The 19,171-nt window shown below is 69.0% G+C and carries 17 protein-coding genes and 1 pseudogene; 7 read left to right on the forward strand and 11 right to left on the reverse strand.

Going from position 1 to position 19,171, the window contains the following annotated elements; translation table 11 throughout:
- Nucleotides 1-19: 19 nt before the first annotated feature.
- From ACN28I_RS41300 to thrS, 3 genes are all read right to left on the reverse strand, one after another.
- Complete coding sequence (locus tag ACN28I_RS41300; protein WP_420947377.1) at nt 20-820, reverse strand: glutaminyl-peptide cyclotransferase; 801 nt, start codon at nt 818-820, stop codon at nt 20-22.
- Nucleotides 821-906: 86 nt separating this feature from the next.
- Nucleotides 907-1,845, reverse strand: a complete 939-nt coding sequence (locus tag ACN28I_RS41305) for an L-lactate dehydrogenase (protein WP_420947378.1) — start codon at nt 1,843-1,845, stop codon at nt 907-909.
- Between the two features lie 123 nt (nt 1,846-1,968).
- Nucleotides 1,969-3,174: a threonine--tRNA ligase gene (thrS, locus tag ACN28I_RS41310; RefSeq protein WP_420947379.1), complete on the reverse strand. Its 1,206-nt coding sequence runs from the start codon at nt 3,172-3,174 to the stop codon at nt 1,969-1,971.
- 90 nt (nt 3,175-3,264) lie between these two features.
- On the opposite strand from thrS, the gene ACN28I_RS41315 reads away from it, so the two are divergent.
- Entirely contained in the window at nt 3,265-3,414 is a 150-nt protein-coding gene (locus ACN28I_RS41315) for a hypothetical protein (RefSeq protein ID WP_420947380.1), read from the forward strand.
- A 30-nt stretch (nt 3,415-3,444) separates the two neighbouring features.
- Here ACN28I_RS41315 and ACN28I_RS41320 read toward each other — a convergent pair whose 3' ends face one another.
- Nucleotides 3,445-3,969, reverse strand: coding sequence for an ankyrin repeat domain-containing protein (locus tag ACN28I_RS41320; protein ID WP_420947381.1), 525 nt, complete (start codon nt 3,967-3,969; stop codon nt 3,445-3,447).
- Nucleotides 3,970-4,008: 39 nt separating this feature from the next.
- Complete coding sequence (locus ACN28I_RS41325; protein WP_420947382.1) at nt 4,009-5,394, reverse strand: catalase; 1,386 nt, start codon at nt 5,392-5,394, stop codon at nt 4,009-4,011.
- A gap of 216 nt (nt 5,395-5,610) precedes the next feature.
- Between ACN28I_RS41325 and ACN28I_RS41330 the strand changes: the two genes are divergently transcribed.
- Both ACN28I_RS41330 and ACN28I_RS41335 read left to right on the forward strand, forming a co-directional pair.
- Nucleotides 5,611-6,540, forward strand: coding sequence for a LysR substrate-binding domain-containing protein (locus ACN28I_RS41330; RefSeq protein ID WP_420947383.1), 930 nt, complete (start codon nt 5,611-5,613; stop codon nt 6,538-6,540).
- A 344-nt stretch (nt 6,541-6,884) separates the two neighbouring features.
- Nucleotides 6,885-7,169 carry a hypothetical protein gene (locus tag ACN28I_RS41335; RefSeq protein WP_420947384.1) on the forward strand — a complete coding sequence of 95 codons (285 nt, stop codon included), beginning with the start codon at nt 6,885-6,887 and terminating at the stop codon, nt 7,167-7,169.
- Nucleotides 7,170-7,182: 13 nt separating this feature from the next.
- Here ACN28I_RS41335 and ACN28I_RS41340 read toward each other — a convergent pair whose 3' ends face one another.
- The 4 genes from ACN28I_RS41340 to ACN28I_RS41355 form a co-directional block, all read right to left on the reverse strand.
- On the reverse strand, nt 7,183-8,358 hold the full coding sequence (locus tag ACN28I_RS41340; protein WP_420947385.1) for a peptidoglycan-binding domain-containing protein: 1,176 nt from the start codon (nt 8,356-8,358) through the stop codon (nt 7,183-7,185).
- Nucleotides 8,359-8,471: 113 nt separating this feature from the next.
- Entirely contained in the window at nt 8,472-9,362 is an 891-nt protein-coding gene (gene gspC, locus ACN28I_RS41345; RefSeq protein WP_420947386.1) for a type II secretion system protein GspC, read from the reverse strand.
- Between the two features lie 194 nt (nt 9,363-9,556).
- Nucleotides 9,557-10,498 (reverse strand): iron-containing redox enzyme family protein, encoded by a 942-nt coding sequence (locus tag ACN28I_RS41350; RefSeq protein WP_420947387.1) that lies wholly within the window; start codon nt 10,496-10,498, stop codon nt 9,557-9,559.
- 292 nt (nt 10,499-10,790) lie between these two features.
- Nucleotides 10,791-11,711, reverse strand: a complete 921-nt coding sequence (locus tag ACN28I_RS41355) for a methyltransferase (protein WP_420947388.1) — start codon at nt 11,709-11,711, stop codon at nt 10,791-10,793.
- 197 nt (nt 11,712-11,908) lie between these two features.
- Here ACN28I_RS41355 and ACN28I_RS41360 point away from each other — a divergent pair, with 197 nt between their 5' ends.
- From ACN28I_RS41360 to ACN28I_RS41370, 3 genes and pseudogenes are all read left to right on the forward strand, one after another.
- Nucleotides 11,909-12,667, forward strand: coding sequence for an MBL fold metallo-hydrolase (locus ACN28I_RS41360; RefSeq protein ID WP_420947389.1), 759 nt, complete (start codon nt 11,909-11,911; stop codon nt 12,665-12,667).
- Between the two features lie 182 nt (nt 12,668-12,849).
- Complete coding sequence (locus ACN28I_RS41365) at nt 12,850-13,839, forward strand: D-alanine--D-alanine ligase (RefSeq protein WP_420947390.1); 990 nt, start codon at nt 12,850-12,852, stop codon at nt 13,837-13,839.
- Between the two features lie 218 nt (nt 13,840-14,057).
- Nucleotides 14,058-15,579, forward strand: a pseudogene (locus tag ACN28I_RS41370) (cellulose synthase family protein).
- 70 nt (nt 15,580-15,649) lie between these two features.
- Here the strand turns inward: ACN28I_RS41370 and ACN28I_RS41375 are convergent.
- Nucleotides 15,650-16,222, reverse strand: a complete 573-nt coding sequence (locus ACN28I_RS41375; RefSeq protein WP_420947391.1) for a hypothetical protein — start codon at nt 16,220-16,222, stop codon at nt 15,650-15,652.
- A gap of 84 nt (nt 16,223-16,306) precedes the next feature.
- Between ACN28I_RS41375 and ACN28I_RS41380 the strand changes: the two genes are divergently transcribed.
- Complete coding sequence (locus ACN28I_RS41380; RefSeq protein ID WP_420947392.1) at nt 16,307-17,305, forward strand: PEGA domain-containing protein; 999 nt, start codon at nt 16,307-16,309, stop codon at nt 17,303-17,305.
- 34 nt (nt 17,306-17,339) lie between these two features.
- Here ACN28I_RS41380 and leuS read toward each other — a convergent pair whose 3' ends face one another.
- Complete coding sequence (leuS, locus tag ACN28I_RS41385; protein ID WP_420948817.1) at nt 17,340-19,151, reverse strand: leucine--tRNA ligase; 1,812 nt, start codon at nt 19,149-19,151, stop codon at nt 17,340-17,342.
- Between the last annotated feature and the right edge of the window lie 20 nt (nt 19,152-19,171).

Genomic DNA, 19,171 nt, shown 5'->3' on the forward strand with positions numbered 1-19,171 from the left:
GAAAGGGTGAGGAGGAGGACTACCTGGGCACGAGCCGGATGTGGAAGAGCCGGGGCCAGAGCTTGCCGGTGACGAGCAGCCGGTCGCGGGCCGCGTCGTAGGCGATGCCGTTGAGCACGTTCTCGGTCCCGGTGCGCTCCTCGGGGGGGAGCAGCCCGGAGAGATCGATCCACCCGGTCACCCGTCCGGTGGCCGGATCGATGCGGGCGATGTCGTCCTGCATGTACACGTTCGCGTAGATCTCACCCTTCACGAACTCCAGCTCGTTGAGCAGGGGGATGTCCCGGCCGGCGGCATCGGTCACCCGGAGGGTGCGCTGCACCGCGAGCGTGGCGGGGTCGAGGAAGCGCAGGGTGCTGCTGCCATCGCTCATGATGAGCGACGTGCCGTCGTCGGTGAGGCCCCAGCCCTCGGTGGCGTAGTGGAAACGGCCCACCTGCTGGAAGGTGGCGGCGTCGTAGATGAAGCCCACCTGTGAGCGCCAGGTGAGCTGGTAGAGCCTGCCCTTGAAGAGGGCGATCCCCTCGCCGAAGTGCTGCCGCTCCAGCTCGTGCCGGCGCAGGACGGCGCCGGTCTCGAGCTCCACCTCGCGCAGGCTCGACTGGCCATTGAGGCCCGTGCCCTCGTACAGCTTGCCGTCGCGGTAGACGAGCCCCTGCGTATAGGCGTTGGGATCATGCGGCCAGCTCTGGACGACCTCGAAACCGGACACGGGCGTGCTCACCGGAGGGGGCGCCGGTGGGCGCTCGTTCCGGCAGGCGGAGACGGTGAGCAGCACGAGGGGAAAGAGCCACGCGAGAGGGAGGCGGCGGGAAGTCACGATGAGGGGCTCCTGGAGGAGTCGACGCAGGCTAGCGCGAAGCGCGCGGATGCGTCCTGCTCTCATCGCCCGCCGCCGCGGGAGGCTCAAAAGCCCAGGGTGCGGATGGCCTGGCGGATGGTGTCCGCGCTCCGCTTCAGGCCCTCGCGCTCCGTGTCGTTGAGGGGCACCTCCAGCACCGTCTCCACGCCCGTGCAGTTGACGATGCTCGGCACGCTCATGCACACGTCGCTGATGCCCAGGTAGCCCTCCAGCCGCGAGCTCACGGGCAGCACCCGCTGCTCGTCGTTCAGCACCGCCTCCAGAATCTGGGTCGTGGCCAGGCCGATGGCGTAGTTGGTGGCACCCTTGCCGCGGATGATCTGGTAGGCGGCGTTGCGCACGTTGTCGAAGATGCGGGTGCGGTCCTCCTCCGTCAGCCGGGAGTGCCCGGGCGCCGACCACTGCATCAGTGGAACCGCCCCCACCGTCGCCAGGCTCCACAGGGGAAGCTCCGAGTCGCCGTGCTCGCCCGCGATGAAGGCGTGCACGTTCTGCACGGCCACGTTCAGGTGGCGGGCAATCAGGTAGCGGAAGCGCGAGGAGTCCAGCACCGTCCCGCTGCCGAACACCCGCCGCGAGGGCAGCCCGCTGAGCTTCTGCACCACGTACGTCAGCACGTCCACCGGGTTGGTCACCACCAGCAGCAGCGCATCCGGGGCCACCTTCAGCAATCGCGGCACGAGCGAGCGGCACAGCTCCACGTTCGCGCCCGCCAGCTCCATCCGCGTCTGGCCCTGCTTCTGCTTGGCGCCCGCGGTGATGACCACCACGTCCGCTCCCGCGCACACGTTGATGTCGTCCGAGCCCTCCAGCGTGGCCATGGGCATGAACTGCAGCCCGTGGTTCAGGTCCAGTACCTCCGCGTCCACCTTGGCCCGGTTGATGTCGTAGAGGGCGAGCTGCTTGGCCACGCCCCGGATCATGGCGGCATAGGCGATGGTGGCCCCTACCGAGCCGGCTCCGATGATTGCGATCTTGTTCACGCGCTCTGGCATAGGCGGCGCACACAACCACATCCCCACCTCGGGGCTCCAGGCTCGTGAGACGGAGGGCGCGGGCGCCCGTGACGTGGCTGACACGTCACGGGCGCCCGGCACCTCCTTCTGTCACGCGGACGCCGCGAGCCGGCACTCGGAGACGAGCGCCGCCACCGCCTCGTCCCACGGCAGGTCGCGCTGCTCGCCGTCCCGCCGCCGCAGCCGCACGGCGTTCTTCTCCACCTCCCGGTTGCCCACCACGACGAGCCACGGCACCCCGGCATGGTGCGCGTCGACGATCTTCCGGGACAGCGACTCGCTCCGGACATCCACGCTCGCGCGGCAGCCCACCTCGCGCAGCTTCGCGGCGAAGCGCCCGGCGTAGTCCGCGGACGCCTCACCCACCGCCGCGACCACCACCTGCTCCGGTGCGAGCCACGCGGGCAGCGCGCCCTCGTGATGCTCCAGGAGGATGCCCATGAAGCGCTCGAGACTTCCGAGGATCGCCCGATGGAGCATCATCGGCCGGCGCTTCTGCCCCGAGCCATCCACGTAGCTCAGGTCGAACCGCTCCGGCAGCACCAGGTCGAGCTGGATTGTCCCGCACTGCCAGGCGCGGCCGAGCCGGTCCTTCAGCACGAACTCCAGCTTGGGCGCGTAGAAGGCCCCCTGGCCCGGTTGCATGACGCATTCGAGCCCCGCTTGTTTCGCGGCCTCGAGCAGGAGGGACTCGGCCAAATCCCACATCTCGTCACTTCCGGCGCGCTGGGCGGGACGGCTGGAGAAGGCCACCTCCACGCCCTCGAAGCCGAAGCCGGCGTAGAAGGAGATGAGCGAGCGGCAGAAGCGGGAGACCTCCTCGCGCATCTGGTCCGCGGCACAGAAGACGTGGCCGTCATCCTGTGTGAACTGGCGCAGGCGGAACAGGCCCTGGAGCGAGCCGCTGGGCTCGTTGCGGTGCACGAGCCCGAACTCGCCCAGCTTCACCGGCAGATCCCGGTAGCTGGGGGCCATGCGTTGGACGATCTGGATGTGGCCCGGGCAGCTCACGGGCTTCAACGCCAGGTGCCGCCCGCCCTCATCGGCGAGCTGGAACATGTTCTCGCGGAAGTTCTCCCAGTGGCCGCTGCACTCCCAGATGGGCTGGGCGAGGACTTGAGGTGTCCTGACCTCGAGGAAGCCATCGTGTTGCATCTGCTGCCGGACGCGGCTCTCGATGAGCCGGTAGAGCAGGTAGCCGCGCGGGTGCCAGAAGACCATGCCGGGCGCCTCCTCCTGCAGGTGGAAGAGATCCTGGCGCTGGCCGAGGGAACGGTGATCGTGTGCGTCGAGCATTGCGTACTCCGATACGGGAAAGAGGCCTTCCGGTCGGAGCTGTGAGCGCTTGCACGGACGCCCCGGCCGGTGAAGGCGGGGCAGGGGACCGTGCGTTCGTCAGCTCACTTCACGCACGAGTCCACTCCCGCCGTTTGGGTGGCGGTGGTGGTCGTCGTGGTGGTGGTGGCGCTGAAGAAGCTCACGCGATGCAAAGTGCGCGTGGCCTCTTTTTTTGTCAAGCGGCGGTGGCCGGTGTGAAGCGTTGTCAGGCGGGGTGCTGCTCGCGCGTCACTGCTGCCCCGCGAGCCGCGCCGTGGTCCCGCGGGCGCCCATCGCGCGGGCGTAGTCGAGCGCCGTGCGGCCCTCGGCGTCCTTGTGCTCCGGCGATGCGCCACGAGCGAGCAGCAGCTCGAGCACCTCCAGCTGGTCGAACATCGCCGCGAACATGAGGGCCGTCTTGCCGTCCGGCCCCGAGCCGTCGACCCTGGCACCGTGGTCCAGCAGCAGCCGGGCCATGGCGGCGTTCCCCTTGAAGGCGACCCCGGCCAGCGGTGTCTGGCCGCGATCGTTGGTCCGCTCCGGGTCGGCTCCCCGCTCCAGGAGGGCCCGGGCGGCACCCTCCTGGCCGAGGTAGCTCGCGAGCATCAGCAGCGTGTCCCCCTTCTCGTTGCTCAGGTTGACGGGCAGCCCCGAGTCGACGAGCCACGCCAGGTGGGTCGCCTCCCCGGCCCTCGCGTGCTGGAACGCCGTCCGCGCCAGCGCCATCACATCGTTGTCCATCGTCGTCTGTGAATCAGGGGTCTGCGTCTTCATGGGGAGGATCTCGAGAGGGGAGAAGGGAGGAAGGGAAGCTCAGCGCGAGCGGCGCTTGTCGTGGACGGCCTTGGCCACGCGCGCGCCGTACTCCTCGTCGGCGTTGCGGAAGTGGGCGATGCATCGCGCGATGACGTCCTCGCGGCTCACCTGGGACAGGCTGCCCGAGATGTTCTCCACGAGGCGCTGGCGCTCCGGCTCGCTCATCAGCCGGTAGAGGGCACCGGCCTGGACGAAGTCGTTGTCCTCGGCGTGCCGCACCGGGACGTAGGTGCCCGTGGAGCCGGTGAGGGAGACGCCGAGGCCGGTGGCCTCGCCCGTCTGCGCGGGGCCGTTGTAGCTGTTCGGCTCGTAGTTCCTGCCGCGCCCGCCGTTGCCGTCGAAGGCCATGGCGCCGTCACGGCCGTAGTTGCGCGCGCCCCCCTGGACGCCCTTGGGCGAGTTCACCGGCAGGCGGGTGTGGTTGATGCCGAGCCGGTAGCGCTGCGCGTCGCCGTAGGCGAAGAGGCGCGCCTGCAGCATGCGATCCGGCGAGGGGCCGATGCCCGGCACGAAGTTGCTCGGGTCGAGCGCGGCCTGCTCCACGTCCGCGAAGTAGTTGTCCGGGGCGCGGTTGAGCACCAGCCTGCCCACCTCGATGAGGGGGTAGTCCTTGTGCGGCCACACCTTGGTGAGGTCGAACGGGTTGAAGCGGTAGCCAGGCGCGTCGGCCTCGGGCATCACCTGCACCTTGAGCGTCCACGAGGGGAACTCGCCGCGCTCGAGGGCCATGTAGAGGTCGCGCTGGTGGTGCTGCGGATCCCTTCCGCCGATGGCCGCCGCCTCCTCGCTGGAGAGCGTCTTGATGCCCTGGTCCGTCTTGAAGTGGAACTTCACCCAGAAGCGCTCGCCCTTGGCGTTCACCCACTGGAAGGTGTGCGAGCCAAAGCCGTCCGTGTGCCGCAGCGTGGCGGGGATGCCCCGGTCACCGAAGAGCCAGGTGAACTGGTGCGTGGCCTCGGGCGAGTAGGAGAAGAAGTCCCACTGGTTGTCGGGCTCCTGGCAGTTGGTGAAGGGGTCGTACTTCTGCGAGTGGATGAAGTCCGGGAACTTGATGCCGTCGCGCAGGAAGAAGACGGGCGTGTTGTTGCCCACCACGTCCCAGTTGCCGTCCTCGGTGTAGAAGCGGACCGCGAAGCCGCGCGGGTCACGGGCGGTGTCGGGAGCGCCCTTGGAGCCGGCCACGGTGGAGAAGCGCAGGAAGACCTCGGTGCGCTTGCCCTTCGTGTCGAAGAGCTTCATGCGCGTGTAGTTCGAGATGTCCGGGTGGGTCACCTCGAAGTAGCCGTAGGCGCCCGAGCCCACCGCGTGCACCACGCGCTCCGGGATGCGCTCGCGGTTGAAGCGGGCGAGCTTCTCCAGCAGGTGGTGGTCCTGGAGGAGCACCGGGCCCGAGGCGCCGGCGGTCTGCGAGTGCTGGTTGTCGGCGACCGGAGGCTCCGGCCTCGGTGGTCAAGCGGGGACGATTGGACACGCGATTCTCTCCTGCGAGTGGCGTCAGTGCGTTTGTGACGTGGGGGAAGGTAGAGAGGTTGCGCTGATTTGCCCAAGACATCGTTCCGATGGGATTGATAGGGTGGGGCTATCAGTTGTCCCAGAGCCATGCCCTCCCTGAACGACATCTCCCTGAGGCAGTTGGAGTATCTCGTCGCCGTTGCGGACCTGCTGGGCTTCCGGCGGGCGGCCGAGCGGTGCCACGTCTCCCAGCCCGCCCTGAGTGCGCAGATTCAGCAACTCGAGGACGTGTTGGGGGTGAAGCTCTTCGAGCGGGACAAGCGCCGGGTGATGCTGACGCCCGCCGGGGAGGAGCTGGTGGCGAGGGCCCGCAGGGTGCTCACCGAGGCCGGAGACATCCTGTCCGCCGCGTCGCGGTTGTCGGATCCCTTCGCGGGGCCGCTGAGCCTGGGGGTCATCCCCACCATCGCGCCCTACGTGCTGCCCGAGGTCATCCCCGCCCTGGTGAAGCAGTACCCCCGGTTGCAGCTCCGCCTCCGCGAGGACAAGACGGAGGTGCTCGTGCGGGACCTGCAGGAGGGAAGGCTGGACACGGCCCTGCTGGCGCTCGTGCCCGAGGTGGGGGATGTGGAGCACGCGGTCATCTCCGAGGACCCCTTCGTCGTCGCGGCGCCTCCCGGACATCCGTTGGAGAAGAAGAAGCAGGTGCAGTTCCGCGACCTGGACGAGGAGAACGTGCTGCTGCTGGAGGATGGCCACTGCTTCCGGGGACAGGCGCTCGCGCTGTGCACGCGCATCGGAGCGCGCGAGGTGGACTTCCGGGCCACCAGCCTCACCACCCTGGCGCAGATGGTGATGTCGGGCGCGGGGGGCGTCACGTTGCTGCCCGCGCTCTCGGTGCCCATCGAGAACCGGCTGGGCCAGCTCGTGGTGCGGCCCTTCTCGGACCCGACGCCGAGCCGCACCCTCGCCCTGGTGTGGCGCCCCGGCTACCCCCGGGCCGATGCGCTCCGGGCCCTCTCGGGCACGCTCCGTTCCGTGTGGCCCGGGAACAAGGCCGCCGCGAAGCGCTCCTGACAGGGCACGGGGGTGGGTACGCCTCCTGGTAAAGGCGCCTACCCGCCTGTCCGTGACCACCGTGGAGTCTATAATCCCCGCCCATGCGCTCATGGACTGCTATCTGCATCCTGCTCCTGGCGGGCACCGCTCTGGCGGAACCCTCCACCCCGCTCACCCTCCGTCTGCAATGCTTCGATGCCTGGAAGGGCGTCGACTTGAAGGCGGGCGGAGGTGGACCTGGGGGCGCTCAGTGGAACACCGACGCGGTGGTTTGTGAGGTTCGCATCGACTCCGAACCCAAGCCTGACCTTCAGAGCCTGCGGATCCGTCTGGAAGCGGGTCAGGGCAGCTCACTCACCTCCATGGGCGAGCTCTACGCTCCGGCGCATCCGCGGAAGGTGCTGGCCATGGGAGAGGAGACGCCACAGGTGGAGGCCATCGCCTCGGTGGCGGAGCGTGTGCGCAGCTTCTTCATCCCGCAGCCGCTCTTCTCCCGCCTGCTGCGCAAGAAGTCGCGTCAGCCCCAGACCGGAGCCGACGTCTACGCGGCACGCTTTGTCGTGACTGTTCAGGGCCTGGATGCCAAGGGCCGTGTTCTCGCTACGGCTCGCGAGGAGATCCGGGCGGAGTTCGCCTTCGGAGAGTAGGCGGCCCGAGAGCTCATCCTGGCTGGTGATCCAGCATCTCCTCCGTCTCCCAGCCCGCTTCGCGGAGTTGCTTCTCCGTGAAGCCGATGAGCTCCATCTCATCCAAGAACGTCTCTTGCTTGTCGAGTTTGTATTGGAAGTGCCACCACTCGGTCTTGTTGTAGGTCTTCTCCCAACCCGATTGGGCCTTGATGCGCTCGAAAGTTCCCGCTGACTCGATCATCTCCGTGAGATCGATGTAATACCCCGCGGGGATGTCGTATTGCTTGTTCGTTGCAAAGAGATGGCACTTGACCTGGCCCTTGGTGAACTTCGTGCCCTGGGTCCCATCCTGGAGCGAGGTCTTGCAATAGATTCTCCAGTAGGTGTGCTGGTCCACCGTCTCCTGCACGGCGTAGTACCGCTGGCCCTTGCCTCCGCCGAGCGCCTGGTTGATGTCCACCGCACGGCCACAGTAGTGAAAGCTGTAACGGCTCGTGCCGCTCTTGGTCGTCTTCTGGAGGACGCGGGTGGTGTCTCCATAGGCGCCCTCCAGTGTTCCTCCGGCCTTGGTGACCCCTTCGACGATCGTCTCCCACGCTTCGGCCGCATCCTGCCGGAGTCTGCCAACAGCGCCGATGACGCGGATGGCGCGCAGCGGGAAACGGCCCACCGGAATCTTGGAACCTCGGGAGATCCAATTCCGGACTTCCTTCGCCGTGGAATGATCACACACACCATCGCGGCGGCCAGAGAACATGGTGTCTGGCCCCTTGAAGGGACCATTCGCCAGCGGAAGTACCGCCGCACCGCGGAGGCCCTCCTTCATCAAGCCGGGGATGGAAAGGTCGGGCTTTTTCGGTTCCTGGGCGTCGGGTCCTGGCAGTCGATACGGTCTGGCTGCGTGGCGTTGGAATCTCGAGACGGCACGCCGGGTCGAGGCTTCATAGAGCCCCTCCCTGTACTTGGAGACCGATGACAGATAGCCCAGGGTGACCAGATCCTTCTGGAGCTGAGTGACATATTCAGCGGGAGTGTTGGCCTTCTGCTTGTGCTTCCTGGCACCGGCCGAGTCGACGCTGAAGTGGGCCTTGTCCGTAAAGGAAAGAGAGAGATTCTCGTCTTCCCAATAGTTGCTCGTAGCGCCAGCGCCCGAGTCCGCTCCACCTTGCTGCGACGTCACCTGACCCCGTGTCGTTCCGCCGGACATGTGAATCCCCCCAGTGAATGAGGCCGTTCTGCTCAACCGTGAACCACCCGCATCGAGGATGCGTGGCCGTCCACTATAGACGAGCGTGGACCCTCCTGCATTCCCGCAACGGTTCAGCGCATCGAGTACGTCAAGCGCATCGGCTGGCCGTTGCGCTCCACTTCCAGCTCGATGTGCGAGGACTCTCGCAGCTTCTGGAAGGCCTCGAGTCCTCGCTCCGCGCTGGCGATGGAAAGCCCGTTGATGCGCTGCAGGATGTCCCCATTCTGGAGGCCGATGCGGCCGTAGAGCGAGCCCTGCCGGATGGAGAACAGCTTGAAGCCCTGGGGCTCTCCATTGCGCATGGCGGGGATGACGCGCGCCTGCATGAGCAGCTCGCTGGGGTTGGCGAGCGCGACGTCCAGGTCCTTGCGCGAGACCTCGTAGCTCTGCGGGCCCAACTGCCGCACATCAACCGAGGGCTTCGGTTCCGCCGCGGCCGGCGCCGTGGCGGCACGCGGCTCCACGGGCGGGGGAAGTGCGTCCGTCGCCGTGGCGCTGACGTACTCCAGCCGCCCCGAGTTCATCAGCAGCACCCGCGTGCGCTCGATGGCCACCACCTGGGCACCCTGGATGTCGCCGCCCATCCACAGCGAGCGCGTGCGGCGCGTGGTGCCCTCGTACACGGAGGCGAAGGTGTTGGAGGGATTCGCCCCCACCATCGTGCCCAGCAGCTTCAGGCCCAGCGTGTTCGGTACCGCCTCGCCGTTTTCGTCTCCCGGGGCGGCGATGACCTCCTCACGCAGCTTGTCCGGAAGGCCCAGGATGCGGGCGAGTGGTGCCAGGGCGAGCGGTGTTGGCAGCTCCTCCTTCGCGCGCGCCTTCCTGGGTGGCTCCTGGAAGGAGGGGAGGGGCTGGAGCCAGGCGTCCACCACCGAGTTCACGGCGTACGCGGCCGCCAGGCATGTGCACGCGGCGCAGAGCAGGGTGAGGGCATGGAACGCGGGGCGGATGATCGTGGACATGGGAGGCCTCCTGACGGGAGCGTGGATGCACTCCCCCAGAGCAAGGCCGGGACCAACGGCTCCGCCACGGGCACTCCAGAGGGAAGAGGGGGCTCTTCCCCGGGGGCCACACACACCGAGCGCGACATCCTGTCAGCGGTGTCTCGCGGGGCGTGACAGCCCGTCTGGCCGGTCGTGCGTTGGGCCCTCTGCCCTCAGGCCTGGGGCAGCATGAGTCCCAGCTCGCGGCGATAGCGCTCGAAGCAGCGGGCTCCCGCGGCGAGCCGCATCAGCGCGCCCTCGGCGATGGGCCGGGCCACGCGCGGGTCCGCCGCCACGAGCGGCTGGAGCACCTCGCGGTTCCACGCCTCCGAGTGCTTCACGTCCAGCGTGGAGTGCACCGCGTAGTAGCGCCGCACCGGCATGCCGAAGCCGAGCCGCTCCAGGCCCACGTTGACGCACGCCGCGCGTCCGGGCGCCGTCAGCTCCACCACGCCGAGCGCCCCCACCGACTGGTACGTGTAGCGGCGGTTGGACGCGAGCGCGCACAGGAGGTTGGCCAGCGCGTGCGCCTCCCACACCGTGTCCTCGTCCGTGGGGTGCAGCTCCAACGCCTTCGTGAGCTCTTCCAGCATGGGCCCGTGCATGGCCTCCTCGCGGCCCCGACCCATCTCGTCCCAGTAGTTGCGCGCCAGCTCCAGCTTGGCCCGCGTGGGCAGCTTCACCTGCGTGAGCGCCACGAGGTCATCGAAGCCCGCCTCGCCCGCCACCTCCTGCGTGAGGAACCAGCGGAAGGGCTCCAGCGGCGCCTCCGTGGCAAGCCACGGGAAGAGCGGATCCCCTTGTCCCGGGCCCGTCTGCTTCAGCGATTCGAACCAGGCGACGAAAGCCTCGGGCTCCTCGGGGGCCTCGGCCGCCCGCTCGGCGACCAGCCGGCGCTCGCGCTCGACGAAGGCCCCTTCCAGGCCGCGCAGCCGCGCCTCCAGGGCCACGCCGTCCTCCCAGTCGTCATGCGGGAGCGCGGGGCGTAGGCGCGTCCGGTTGAACCGCAACAACATCCGGTGCAAGGCCTCGGGGCCCCACCTGCCCGCTCGCTCCTCACGCAGGTGACCAGGCACCGCCTCACCCGCCATCTCCTGCTCGTTGAAGCCAGACATGGTGCACACCCTCTCCACCACCGGGCCGGCTCGATGCCAGCCACGGGGCACGGGGGGAATATGGGGATGGACCCATTCGCAAGCCAACCTTCTCCTCCGGCGTTCGCCCTCAGCGAGCCGCGGTGTGGGAAGCACCCCGGTCACGTCCGTGGCGTGGCCCGCGCGTACCGCCGCGCGGTGCGGGTGGGCGGGAGCGCTCCTCAGGTGGAGGCGCTGCTCCAGGCGCTCGGGCGCTGGCCCGTGGCGGTGCCGTTGGAGCAGTTCCACCTCGCGGGAGGCAGCGCGGCGTGCATCACGCCGGGCGCGTGGCCACGAGCGACACCACGGCGATGCGCTCCACGTCCTTATAGGCGCGGTTTTCCAGCTCCTCGCCAAAGACGTCCGGGTCCAGCTCCTCGTAGTGGGCCCGGGCATCGGACTCGGCGAGCACCGGCGTGAGCGCCGCGCGCAACTGGTCCTCCCCATCCACCACGGGCGCTCCGCTGTAGAGCACCAGCGTGCCACCGGGAGACAGCCGCTGGAGGGCCTCGCGGGTGAAGCGCACGGACAGCTCCACGCCATAGCGCCCGCCGCCGTCACGGTACGTGCGCGAGGCCTCGTCCACGAGGTACGGCGGGTTGGTCAGCACCAGGTCCACCTCGCCCGGGACGCCGCGCAGCCCATCGCTGGAGAGCACCTCCGCGTGAGTGGCCCCATTGAGGGCGGCGTTGACGCGGGCGAAGCGCAGCGCCCGGGCATTCACGTCGGAGAGGACGAGCGACTCCACCCGGCCCGCCAGGGACAGGCCCCCCGCGCCCGAGCCACAGCCGATGTCCACCGCGCGCCGGAAGCGGCCGGGCACCCGCGTCAGCAGTGCCGCGAAGCGGTAGGTGTCCGGCCCGAAGAAGACGGAGTCCGGGTGCGTGGTGGGGTACGCCTCGTGGAGGTACAGCCCCTCCCCCAGGCTGGAGTAGCGCACGAGGCTCCGCAGCCGGCCGTCCTGTTGAGGCTCCAGCATGTCCGCGCGCTCCAGCAACCCGAGCAGGCGCGGTGGCAGCACGTCCGGAGTGAAGGGCCGGCTCCAGCCGAACACGTCACGTGGTGAACGGGCCTCTCGTGCGGAGGGGCGGGCGTTGACGCGGCGGTGCGTCTCCGGCGTCACCGTGGTGAAGCGGTAGCCCGAGTCGCGCAGCGCCCGCCCGAGCTCAACCAGGGCCTCGTGTTGGGAATCCACCCGCGCAACCTTGGGACGCGCGGACACCCCGTCAAGGGCCCTCGCATCGCCGTCACGGCGTTCTTGGCTGCTGGAGCCCGTGCGGGCCACCGGTTAACTTCGCGGGATGCTCACCGAGGTCAGCGCGGGGCCCTATACGGTTCGAGGCATTTCGGTCGGCGGCGTGTACACGTCGCTGCAGGTGCCGGAAGCTCGGGGTGGTGCTCGATGCCGGAGTGCCCATCCGCTCCTTCGCCGGGACGGACCGCATCTTCCTGAGCCACGGCCACTCCGACCACGCGAGCGCGCTCGGGTCGCTGCTCGGCATCCGCACGCTCATCGGCAAGGCGCCTCCGCAGGTGTTCCTTCCCGCGGAGATCGAAGCGCCCGTGCGCGAGGCCCTTGCGGTACAGGGGCGGCTGCACCGGACCGAGACGGACATCGAGACCGTGCCGATGCACCCGGGGGATACGCATCACCTCGGGCATGGGCTGTGGGTGCGCGCCTTCCGCACGCACCACAAGGTGCCCTCGCTCTGCTACCAGTTCTTCCGCCGCGTCTCGAAGCTCAAGCCCGAGTTCCAGAGCTTGCCCCCCGCGGAGATCGGCCGGCGGCGCCAGGCGGGTGAGCCCCTGTTCGACGAGGTGGATCGGCTGGAGCTGGCCTATGCCACCGACACGCTCTCGCACGTGCTGGAGACCGCGCCCTCGCTGCTCGACTGCCGGGTGCTCATCCTGGAGTGCACGTTCATCGACGCCAGGCGCACGGTGCAGGATGCGCAGGAGCGCCTGCACATCCACCTGGATGAGATCCTCGCGCGGGCGGAGCGCTTCCGTAACGAGGCCCTGGTGCTGATGCACTTCAGCCAGGCCTACAGCCCCGACGAGGTGCACGCCGTGATTCAGGCCCGTGCCCCCGAGAGCCTGCGCGACAGGCTGCGCATTTTCGCGCCCACCTCGGGCCGCTGGTTCGGGTGAACGTGGTTCGCCGGACACGGCGTGGTCTCGCGGACACGCTCGCTCCGTGTGGGTCTCCTCGCGCCGTGTCCCGAAGTGCCCGGGAAGAGGGCACTTTCGAGCGGCCGGGCGAGCACGCGAGCACTCACGCGCCGTTGGCATCCCGCGTGCTCTAGCCCCCTGACAAGGAGGAATCCAAAGTCATGGGCAAGCGCGTCGGTGTTCTGATGGGGGGTTGGGGCGAGGAGCGGGAGATTTCCTTGAAGACGGGTGAGGCGGTGGTGGCGGCCCTCGAGTCTCGCGGCCACACGGTGAGCCGCATCTTCGCCGGTCCCGGGCTGGACCGCGCCCTGCGCTCGGCCGAGCTCGACGTGGTCTTCAACGCCCTCCACGGCCGCATGGGAGAGGACGGCAAGGTGCAGGGCCTGCTGGAGCTGATGGGGCTGCCCTACACGGGCTCGGGCGTGCTGGCCTCCGCGCTGGCCATGAACAAGCCCATGGCCAAGAAGCTCTTTCGTCTGCACAACCTCCCCACGCCCATGGGCTACCGCCTCGGCCGCGCCGACGTCCCGCGCGCCCTGGAGTTCCACGGCGATCTCGGCTTCCCCTGCGTGGTGAAGCCCGCGTGCGGTGGCTCCTCGGTGGGCCTCTCGGTGGTGCGCGAGCCCGAGGCGCTCGCCGCCGCCGTGGCCCAGGCCTGCCGCTTCGGGGGCGAGGCCCTCGTGGAGCGCATGGCGCGCGGCCGTGAGGTGACGGTGGGCATCCTCGGCGAGGAGGTGCTCGGCACCTGCGAGATCGCCACCCCGCGCGAGGGCTTCGACTACGACGCCAAGTACAAGGGCGGCTCGCGCTACTTCCTCCCCGCGCGCCTGTCCCCCACGCGCGTGGCCAACGTGGAGTCCCTCGCGCTCGCCGCCTACCAGGCCCTGGGCTGCCGCGGCTACGGCCGGGTGGATCTCATCTGCTCGGAGGATGAGAATGACGTCATCCTCGAGGTGAACACGCTGCCCGGCATGACTCCCGTCAGCCTCCTGCCGAAGATTGCGGCTCAAAAGGGGCTCGATTTTCCCGCGCTGGTGGAGCAGATCCTCGCGCTCGCCGCCCGCGACGAGGTGGACGTGGCCGAGGCGCCGCTGGCCCTGGAGGCGCCCTCCGCGCTGCCCGTCGTGGTGGCCCAGCGCGCGGCCGGCTGAGCCCGCATCTCCAGACAACCATTTGACAGTCACTTGACGCGTCCCTATTGTCCGCGCTCGTTATGACCCGGCAAAGACAAACCCTTGTCTTTCCGGGCACATACGTGGCGGGGGGCCCCGAGGGACCGAGTGCGGCGGTCAGCGAGGGTCGGTCTTTCAAACTCCGCCGAGCAGCGTAAGGACCGCGGCGACTTCACCCGCGGGAGGGGCCAGGTCAGATGACCACCGTCGAGATCATCTTCTTGGGCGTGTATTTCAGCGTCCTCTGCGTGCTGGCGGTCTACGGATCGCACCGCTACCGGATGGCGTATCTGTACTACCGCCACAAGTTCCGGCTGCCCACGCCCAAGGGCGTGCTGCCGGCCATGCCGCGGGTCACCATCCAGCTCCCCATCTTCAATGAGATGTACGTGGTGGAGCGCCTGGTGGAGTCGGTGTGCCGCATCGACTACCCGCGCGAGCTGCTGGAGATCCAGGTGCTGGACGACTCCACGGACGAGACGTGCGGCATCGCCCGCGCGTGCGTGGAGCGCCACCGGCAGAAGGGCCACGACATCGTCTACATCCACCGCGAGAACCGCTCGGGCTTCAAGGCGGGCGCGCTGGAGAACGGCCTGAAGACGGCCACGGGCGAGTACATCGCGGTGTTCGACGCGGACTTCGTGCCCAGCCCCGACTTCCTGCTGCGCACGGTGCCCTTCTTCGCCGACGCCAAGGTGGGCATGGTGCAGGTGCGCTGGGGCCACCTCAACCGTGAGTTCTCCATCCTCACCCAGGCCCAGAGCATCTTCCTCGACGGCCACTTCATCATCGAGCACACCGCGCGCAACCGCGCCGGCTGCTTCTTCAACTTCAACGGCACGGCCGGCATCTGGCGGCGGGTGACGATCTCGGACGCGGGCGGCTGGCAGCACGACACGCTCACCGAGGACCTGGATCTGAGCTACCGCGCCCAGGTGAAGGGCTGGCAGTTCATCTTCCTGCCCGAGGTCATCTCCCCGGCCGAGCTGCCGGTGGACATGAACGCCTTCAAGAGCCAGCAGCACCGCTGGGCCAAGGGCTCCATCCAGACGGCGCGCAAGCTGCTGCCGATGATCCTCAAGAGCGACCTGCCCTTCGCCGTGAAGCGCGAGGCCTTCTTCCACCTCACCAACAACATGGCCTACCTGTTGATGGTGCTGCTCAGCGCGCTCATGCCGCTGTCCATGGTGGTGCGCTTCCAGCACGGCCTGTACGGCACGCTCTTCCTGGACCTGCCCTTCTTCATCAGCGCCACCGCCAGCGTCGGCGTCTTCTACGTCGCCGCCCAGCGTGAGCAGGGCGCCAAGGGCTGGGCCCGCTTCAAGTACCTGCCCTTCATCATGAGCCTGGGCATCGGCATGGCCATCAGCAACGCCAAGGCCGTGATCGAGGCGCTCCTGGGCCAGCAGTCCGCCTTCGCCCGCACCCCGAAGACCGGCGCCGAGGGCAAGAAGGTCACCGCCATCAAGAAGAGCTACCGCGGCAGCAAGACCCTGCTGCCCGTCATCGAGCCTCTCCTTTGCCGCCTACTTCCTCGGCGCGCTCTGGTTCGCCATCGACAAGCGCATCTGGGGCTCGGTGCCCTTCATCTTCCTGTTCCTCGCCGGCTTCGCCTACGTCGGCCTCTCCAGCCTCCTGGAGGGCCGCTTCAACAAGGTCAGCGAGTCCGCTCCCGCTCCCGTGACGGTCTCCGAGGAGCAGACCCGCCGCGCGGCGTAGGGGTGAACGGGGTGGGGAAGACCCTCACCCCAACCCTCTCCCAGAGGGAGAGGGAGTTTCACCCGGGGTCTCAGCGCGGAGGGGTTCCAGCGTCTCCGGCCGTGGTGGGCGCGGGGGCGGTTCCCGCGTCCGGGACTCCCGCGTCGGGCGCGCCCCTCAGCAGCCGCTGCTCCTTCCACACCGGCTTCGGACCGCTGGGGGCCGGGCGGCAGTCCTCGTCGATGGCCGTGGACGCGATGGTGCGCAGCGTCAGGCCCTTGTCGTCACACACCATCGCCTGCGTCGGGAAGCGCACCGGGCACGCCAGGCCTCCGGTGGTGAAGGTCGTGGAGCGCGTCTCTCCCGCGAAGCCGTCCGGCGTGCGGTTGAGCACGATGCTCACCGTCGTGCCCCCATCCGTCTGGGCCTCCGCCCCCTCCCGGGTGCGCGCCAGCATCAGCGTCAGGGTGCCCCCGTCATCCTCGCCGAGGTAGCGGAACGCGGGGTTGTCCGTGTGGTGGTACTCGCCTGCCTGGTTCTTCTCGCACCCGGGGGGCACGCGGATCGGCGCGGGCGCCGGAGGCGAGGAGGGGGTCCGGGCCGGACAGGCCATGAGGGTGGCGGCGAGGCCACCCGCTGCAATCCAGGGAATCTTTCGGGACATGGGGGCGGATCTTCCCCCAACCGGCCTCCGGGGTGGACTCCTGTTTGACCCCTCTCTCACGACTCTCTAACCTTTGTCCCCGCCATGCTCCTGCGCCGCGCCTTCCTGATCGCGTTGGTCCTCTGTCTCGCCGCGCCTTCCTCCTTCGCGCAGGGGATGGATGATCTCCTCGCGCCCCTGGCTCCGTCCTCGTCCGGGAAGAAGGGCAAGGGGAAGACGACCCAGCGCCGCACGCCCAAGGCCCCCAAGAAGGCCCCGAAGGCCGCCAAGGGAGGCAAGGGCGCCAAGAAGGGCAAGGGCGCCAAGGCCCCGGCTCCGGAGCCCGAGGATCAGGCGCAGGCCGGGGGGGACGATCTCCTCCTCGCGCCCCTCGTCAAGAAGACCGAGCTGCTGGTGAAGCTCAATGGCTCCTCCCGGGGCGCGCGCTTCTTCCTCAATGAGCAGGAGCTGGGCGCGATGCCCAAGGGCCCCATCGAGGTGGACCCCGGCGACCACGTCATCGCCGTGCGCAAGCCCGGCCACCGCGACTACTCCCGGCGCATCACCGCCAAGGAGGGCGAGCTCACCGAGGTGGGTGTGCTGCTCGAGCCCACGGCGGGCTTCGTCTCGGTGAAGGCCGACGTAGCGGGCGCGCGCGTCCTCATCAATGGGGATGACAAGGGCGTGGCCCCGCTCGACAACCTCATGCTCCCGGCGGGCTCCTACGAGATCGTCGTCCAGCGCGAGGGCTTCCGTCCCGAGTCGCAGCGCATCGCCGTGCGCGCCGGCAAGGAGTACACCGTCGACGTCAACCTGCGTCCCGAGGCCATCGCGCAGACCGACAAGCCGCGGAATCCGGTCCTCACGCCGTCCGCCGTCTCCGAGCCCTCGCCGCTCACCCAGCAGCCCGTGGCCGAGGTCTCGTCGCGGCCGCTCACCAGCCGCTGGTACTTCTGGGCGGGCGTGGGCGCCGTGGTCACCGCCGCCGCCGTCGGCACGGTGATGGCCACGCAGCAGCAGCCGCTGGATCCGGACAAGGTCTGCGGTGGCATCTGCGACGGCGTCATCAACCGCCCGGCCGGTGGCGGGTTGTTGCAGTTCTGAGGCGGGGGCACGCAGCCCCCACCCCAGCCCTCGCTCAGCCCACCACGAGGTTGATGATGCGGCCGGGCACGTAGACGAACTTCTTCTCCGTCTTGCCCTGGGTGTGGGCCAGCACGTTCGGGTCGCTGGCGATGGCGGCGCGCACGTCCGCTTCGGTGGCGTCCCGCCGCAGCTTCACCTTGCTGCGCAGCTTGCCGTTCACCTGCACGCCCATCTCCACGACGTCGTCCACCGTGAGGGCCACGTCGTAGGAGGGCCACGGCTCGTAGGCCAGGCTCTTCGTCCCGCCCAGCCGCTCCCACAGCTCCTCGGCCAGGTGCGGCGCGAAGGGCGACAGCAGCAGCGCGAACGTCTTCGCCGCCTCGAGCGGTACGTGGGGAATGTCCGCCAGCCGGTTGGTGAGGATCATCAGCGCGCTCACCGCGGTGTTGAGCCGCAGCGCCTCGATGTCCTCGCCCACCTTCTTCACCGTCTTGTGCAGCAGCCGCAGCGACTCCTCGTCCAGCGTGGCCTCCGCGGCTCCCGGCTCCTCCTTCACGAAGGCCAGCGTGTTCCAGGCGCGCTCCAGGAAGCGCCGCACGCCGGTGACGCCCTGGGTCTGCCAGGGCTTCACCGCCTCGAGCGGGCCCATGAACATCTCGTACACCCGCAGCGAGTCCGCGCCGTGCTTCTGGACGACCTCGTCCGGGTTGACGACGTTGCCGCGCGACTTGGACATCTTCTCGTTGTTCTCCCCGAGAATCATGCCCTGGTGCACGAGCTTGCCGAACGGCTCGGGGTGCGAGACGACGCCGCAGTCGAAGAGCACCTTGTGCCAGAAGCGCGCGTAGAGCAGGTGCAGCACGGCGTGCTCGGAGCCGCCGACGTACAGGTCCACCGGCATCCACGCGTCATAGGCCTCCTTGGAGAAGGCCTCCTGCGTGTTGTGCGGATCGATGAAGCGCAGGTAGTACCAGCACGAGCCCGCCCACTGGGGCATGGTGTTCGTCTCGCGCGCGTACCACTGGCCGTCCTTCTGGAAGAAGCGCCAGTCGAGCGCGCGCGACAGCGGGCCCGCCGGATCATCCGAGGGCTTGAAGTCCTCCAGCTCGGGCAGGCGCACGGGCAGCTCGCTCTCGGCCACGGCGATGGGCTCGCCGTAGCGCACCGTGTGCGGATGCTTGCGCGGATCCGTGGAGCCGGGCGGCAGATCCACGGGGAAGTAGACGGGAATGGGCTCGCCCCAGTAGCGCTGGCGGGAGAAGACCCAGTCTCGCAGGCGGTACTGCACCCGGCGCGTCCCCAGCCCCTTCTGCTCCAGGTGGGAAATCATCGCCGCCTTCGCCTCGGGCGTGCGCTGGCCGTCGAGGAACCCCGAGCGCACCGCCACACCTTCCGCGGTGAAGGCCTCGGTCCAGGCGGCGGTGTCGTGGAGCTGGCCGTCCGGCGAAACCACTTCCACCACCGGCAGCCCGAAGGCCCGGGCGAACTCGAAGTCGCGCTCGTCGTGCGCCGGCACGCTCATGATGGCGCCCGTGCCGTAGGAGCCCAGCACGAAGTCCGCCACCCAGATGGGTAGCCGCGCACCCGTAATGGGGTGCAGCGCGTAGGCGCCGGTGAACTCGCCGGTCTTCGTCTTGGTGAGCGCCGTGCGGTCCATGTCGCTCTTGCTCACCACCGAGTCCCGGTAGGCGAGCACCTTCTGCCGCCGGTCCGGGGTGGTGAGCGGCTCGAGCAGCGGGTGCTCGGGGGCGATGACCATGTACGTGGCGCCGAAGAGGGTGTCCGGGCGCGTGGTGAAGATGCGCAGCTTCTCGCTCCGGCCCTCCAGGGCGAAGTCCACCTCGGCGCCCTCGCTGCGGCCGATCCAGTGGACCTGCTTCTCCT

This window comes from Archangium gephyra (assembly GCF_049060025.1).
In the GTDB taxonomy this organism is placed as follows: domain Bacteria; phylum Myxococcota; class Myxococcia; order Myxococcales; family Myxococcaceae; genus Archangium; species Archangium gephyra_A.

Coding starts and splice junctions, on each gene's coding strand:
- ACN28I_RS41380 (WP_420947392.1), top strand. CDS start 16,307: ATGCTCCTGCGCCGCGCCTTCCTGATCGCGTTGGTCCTCTGTCTCGCC.
- gspC (WP_420947386.1), bottom strand. CDS start 9,362: ATGTCCACGATCATCCGCCCCGCGTTCCATGCCCTCACCCTGCTCTGC.
- ACN28I_RS41330 (WP_420947383.1), top strand. CDS start 5,611: ATGCCCTCCCTGAACGACATCTCCCTGAGGCAGTTGGAGTATCTCGTC.
- ACN28I_RS41335 (WP_420947384.1), top strand. CDS start 6,885: ATGGGCGAGCTCTACGCTCCGGCGCATCCGCGGAAGGTGCTGGCCATG.
- ACN28I_RS41350 (WP_420947387.1), bottom strand. CDS start 10,498: ATGTCTGGCTTCAACGAGCAGGAGATGGCGGGTGAGGCGGTGCCTGGT.
- ACN28I_RS41375 (WP_420947391.1), bottom strand. CDS start 16,222: ATGTCCCGAAAGATTCCCTGGATTGCAGCGGGTGGCCTCGCCGCCACC.
- ACN28I_RS41320 (WP_420947381.1), bottom strand. CDS start 3,969: ATGAAGACGCAGACCCCTGATTCACAGACGACGATGGACAACGATGTG.
- ACN28I_RS41340 (WP_420947385.1), bottom strand. CDS start 8,358: ATGTCCGGCGGAACGACACGGGGTCAGGTGACGTCGCAGCAAGGTGGA.
- thrS (WP_420947379.1), bottom strand. CDS start 3,174: ATGCTCGACGCACACGATCACCGTTCCCTCGGCCAGCGCCAGGATCTC.
- ACN28I_RS41365 (WP_420947390.1), top strand. CDS start 12,850: ATGGGCAAGCGCGTCGGTGTTCTGATGGGGGGTTGGGGCGAGGAGCGG.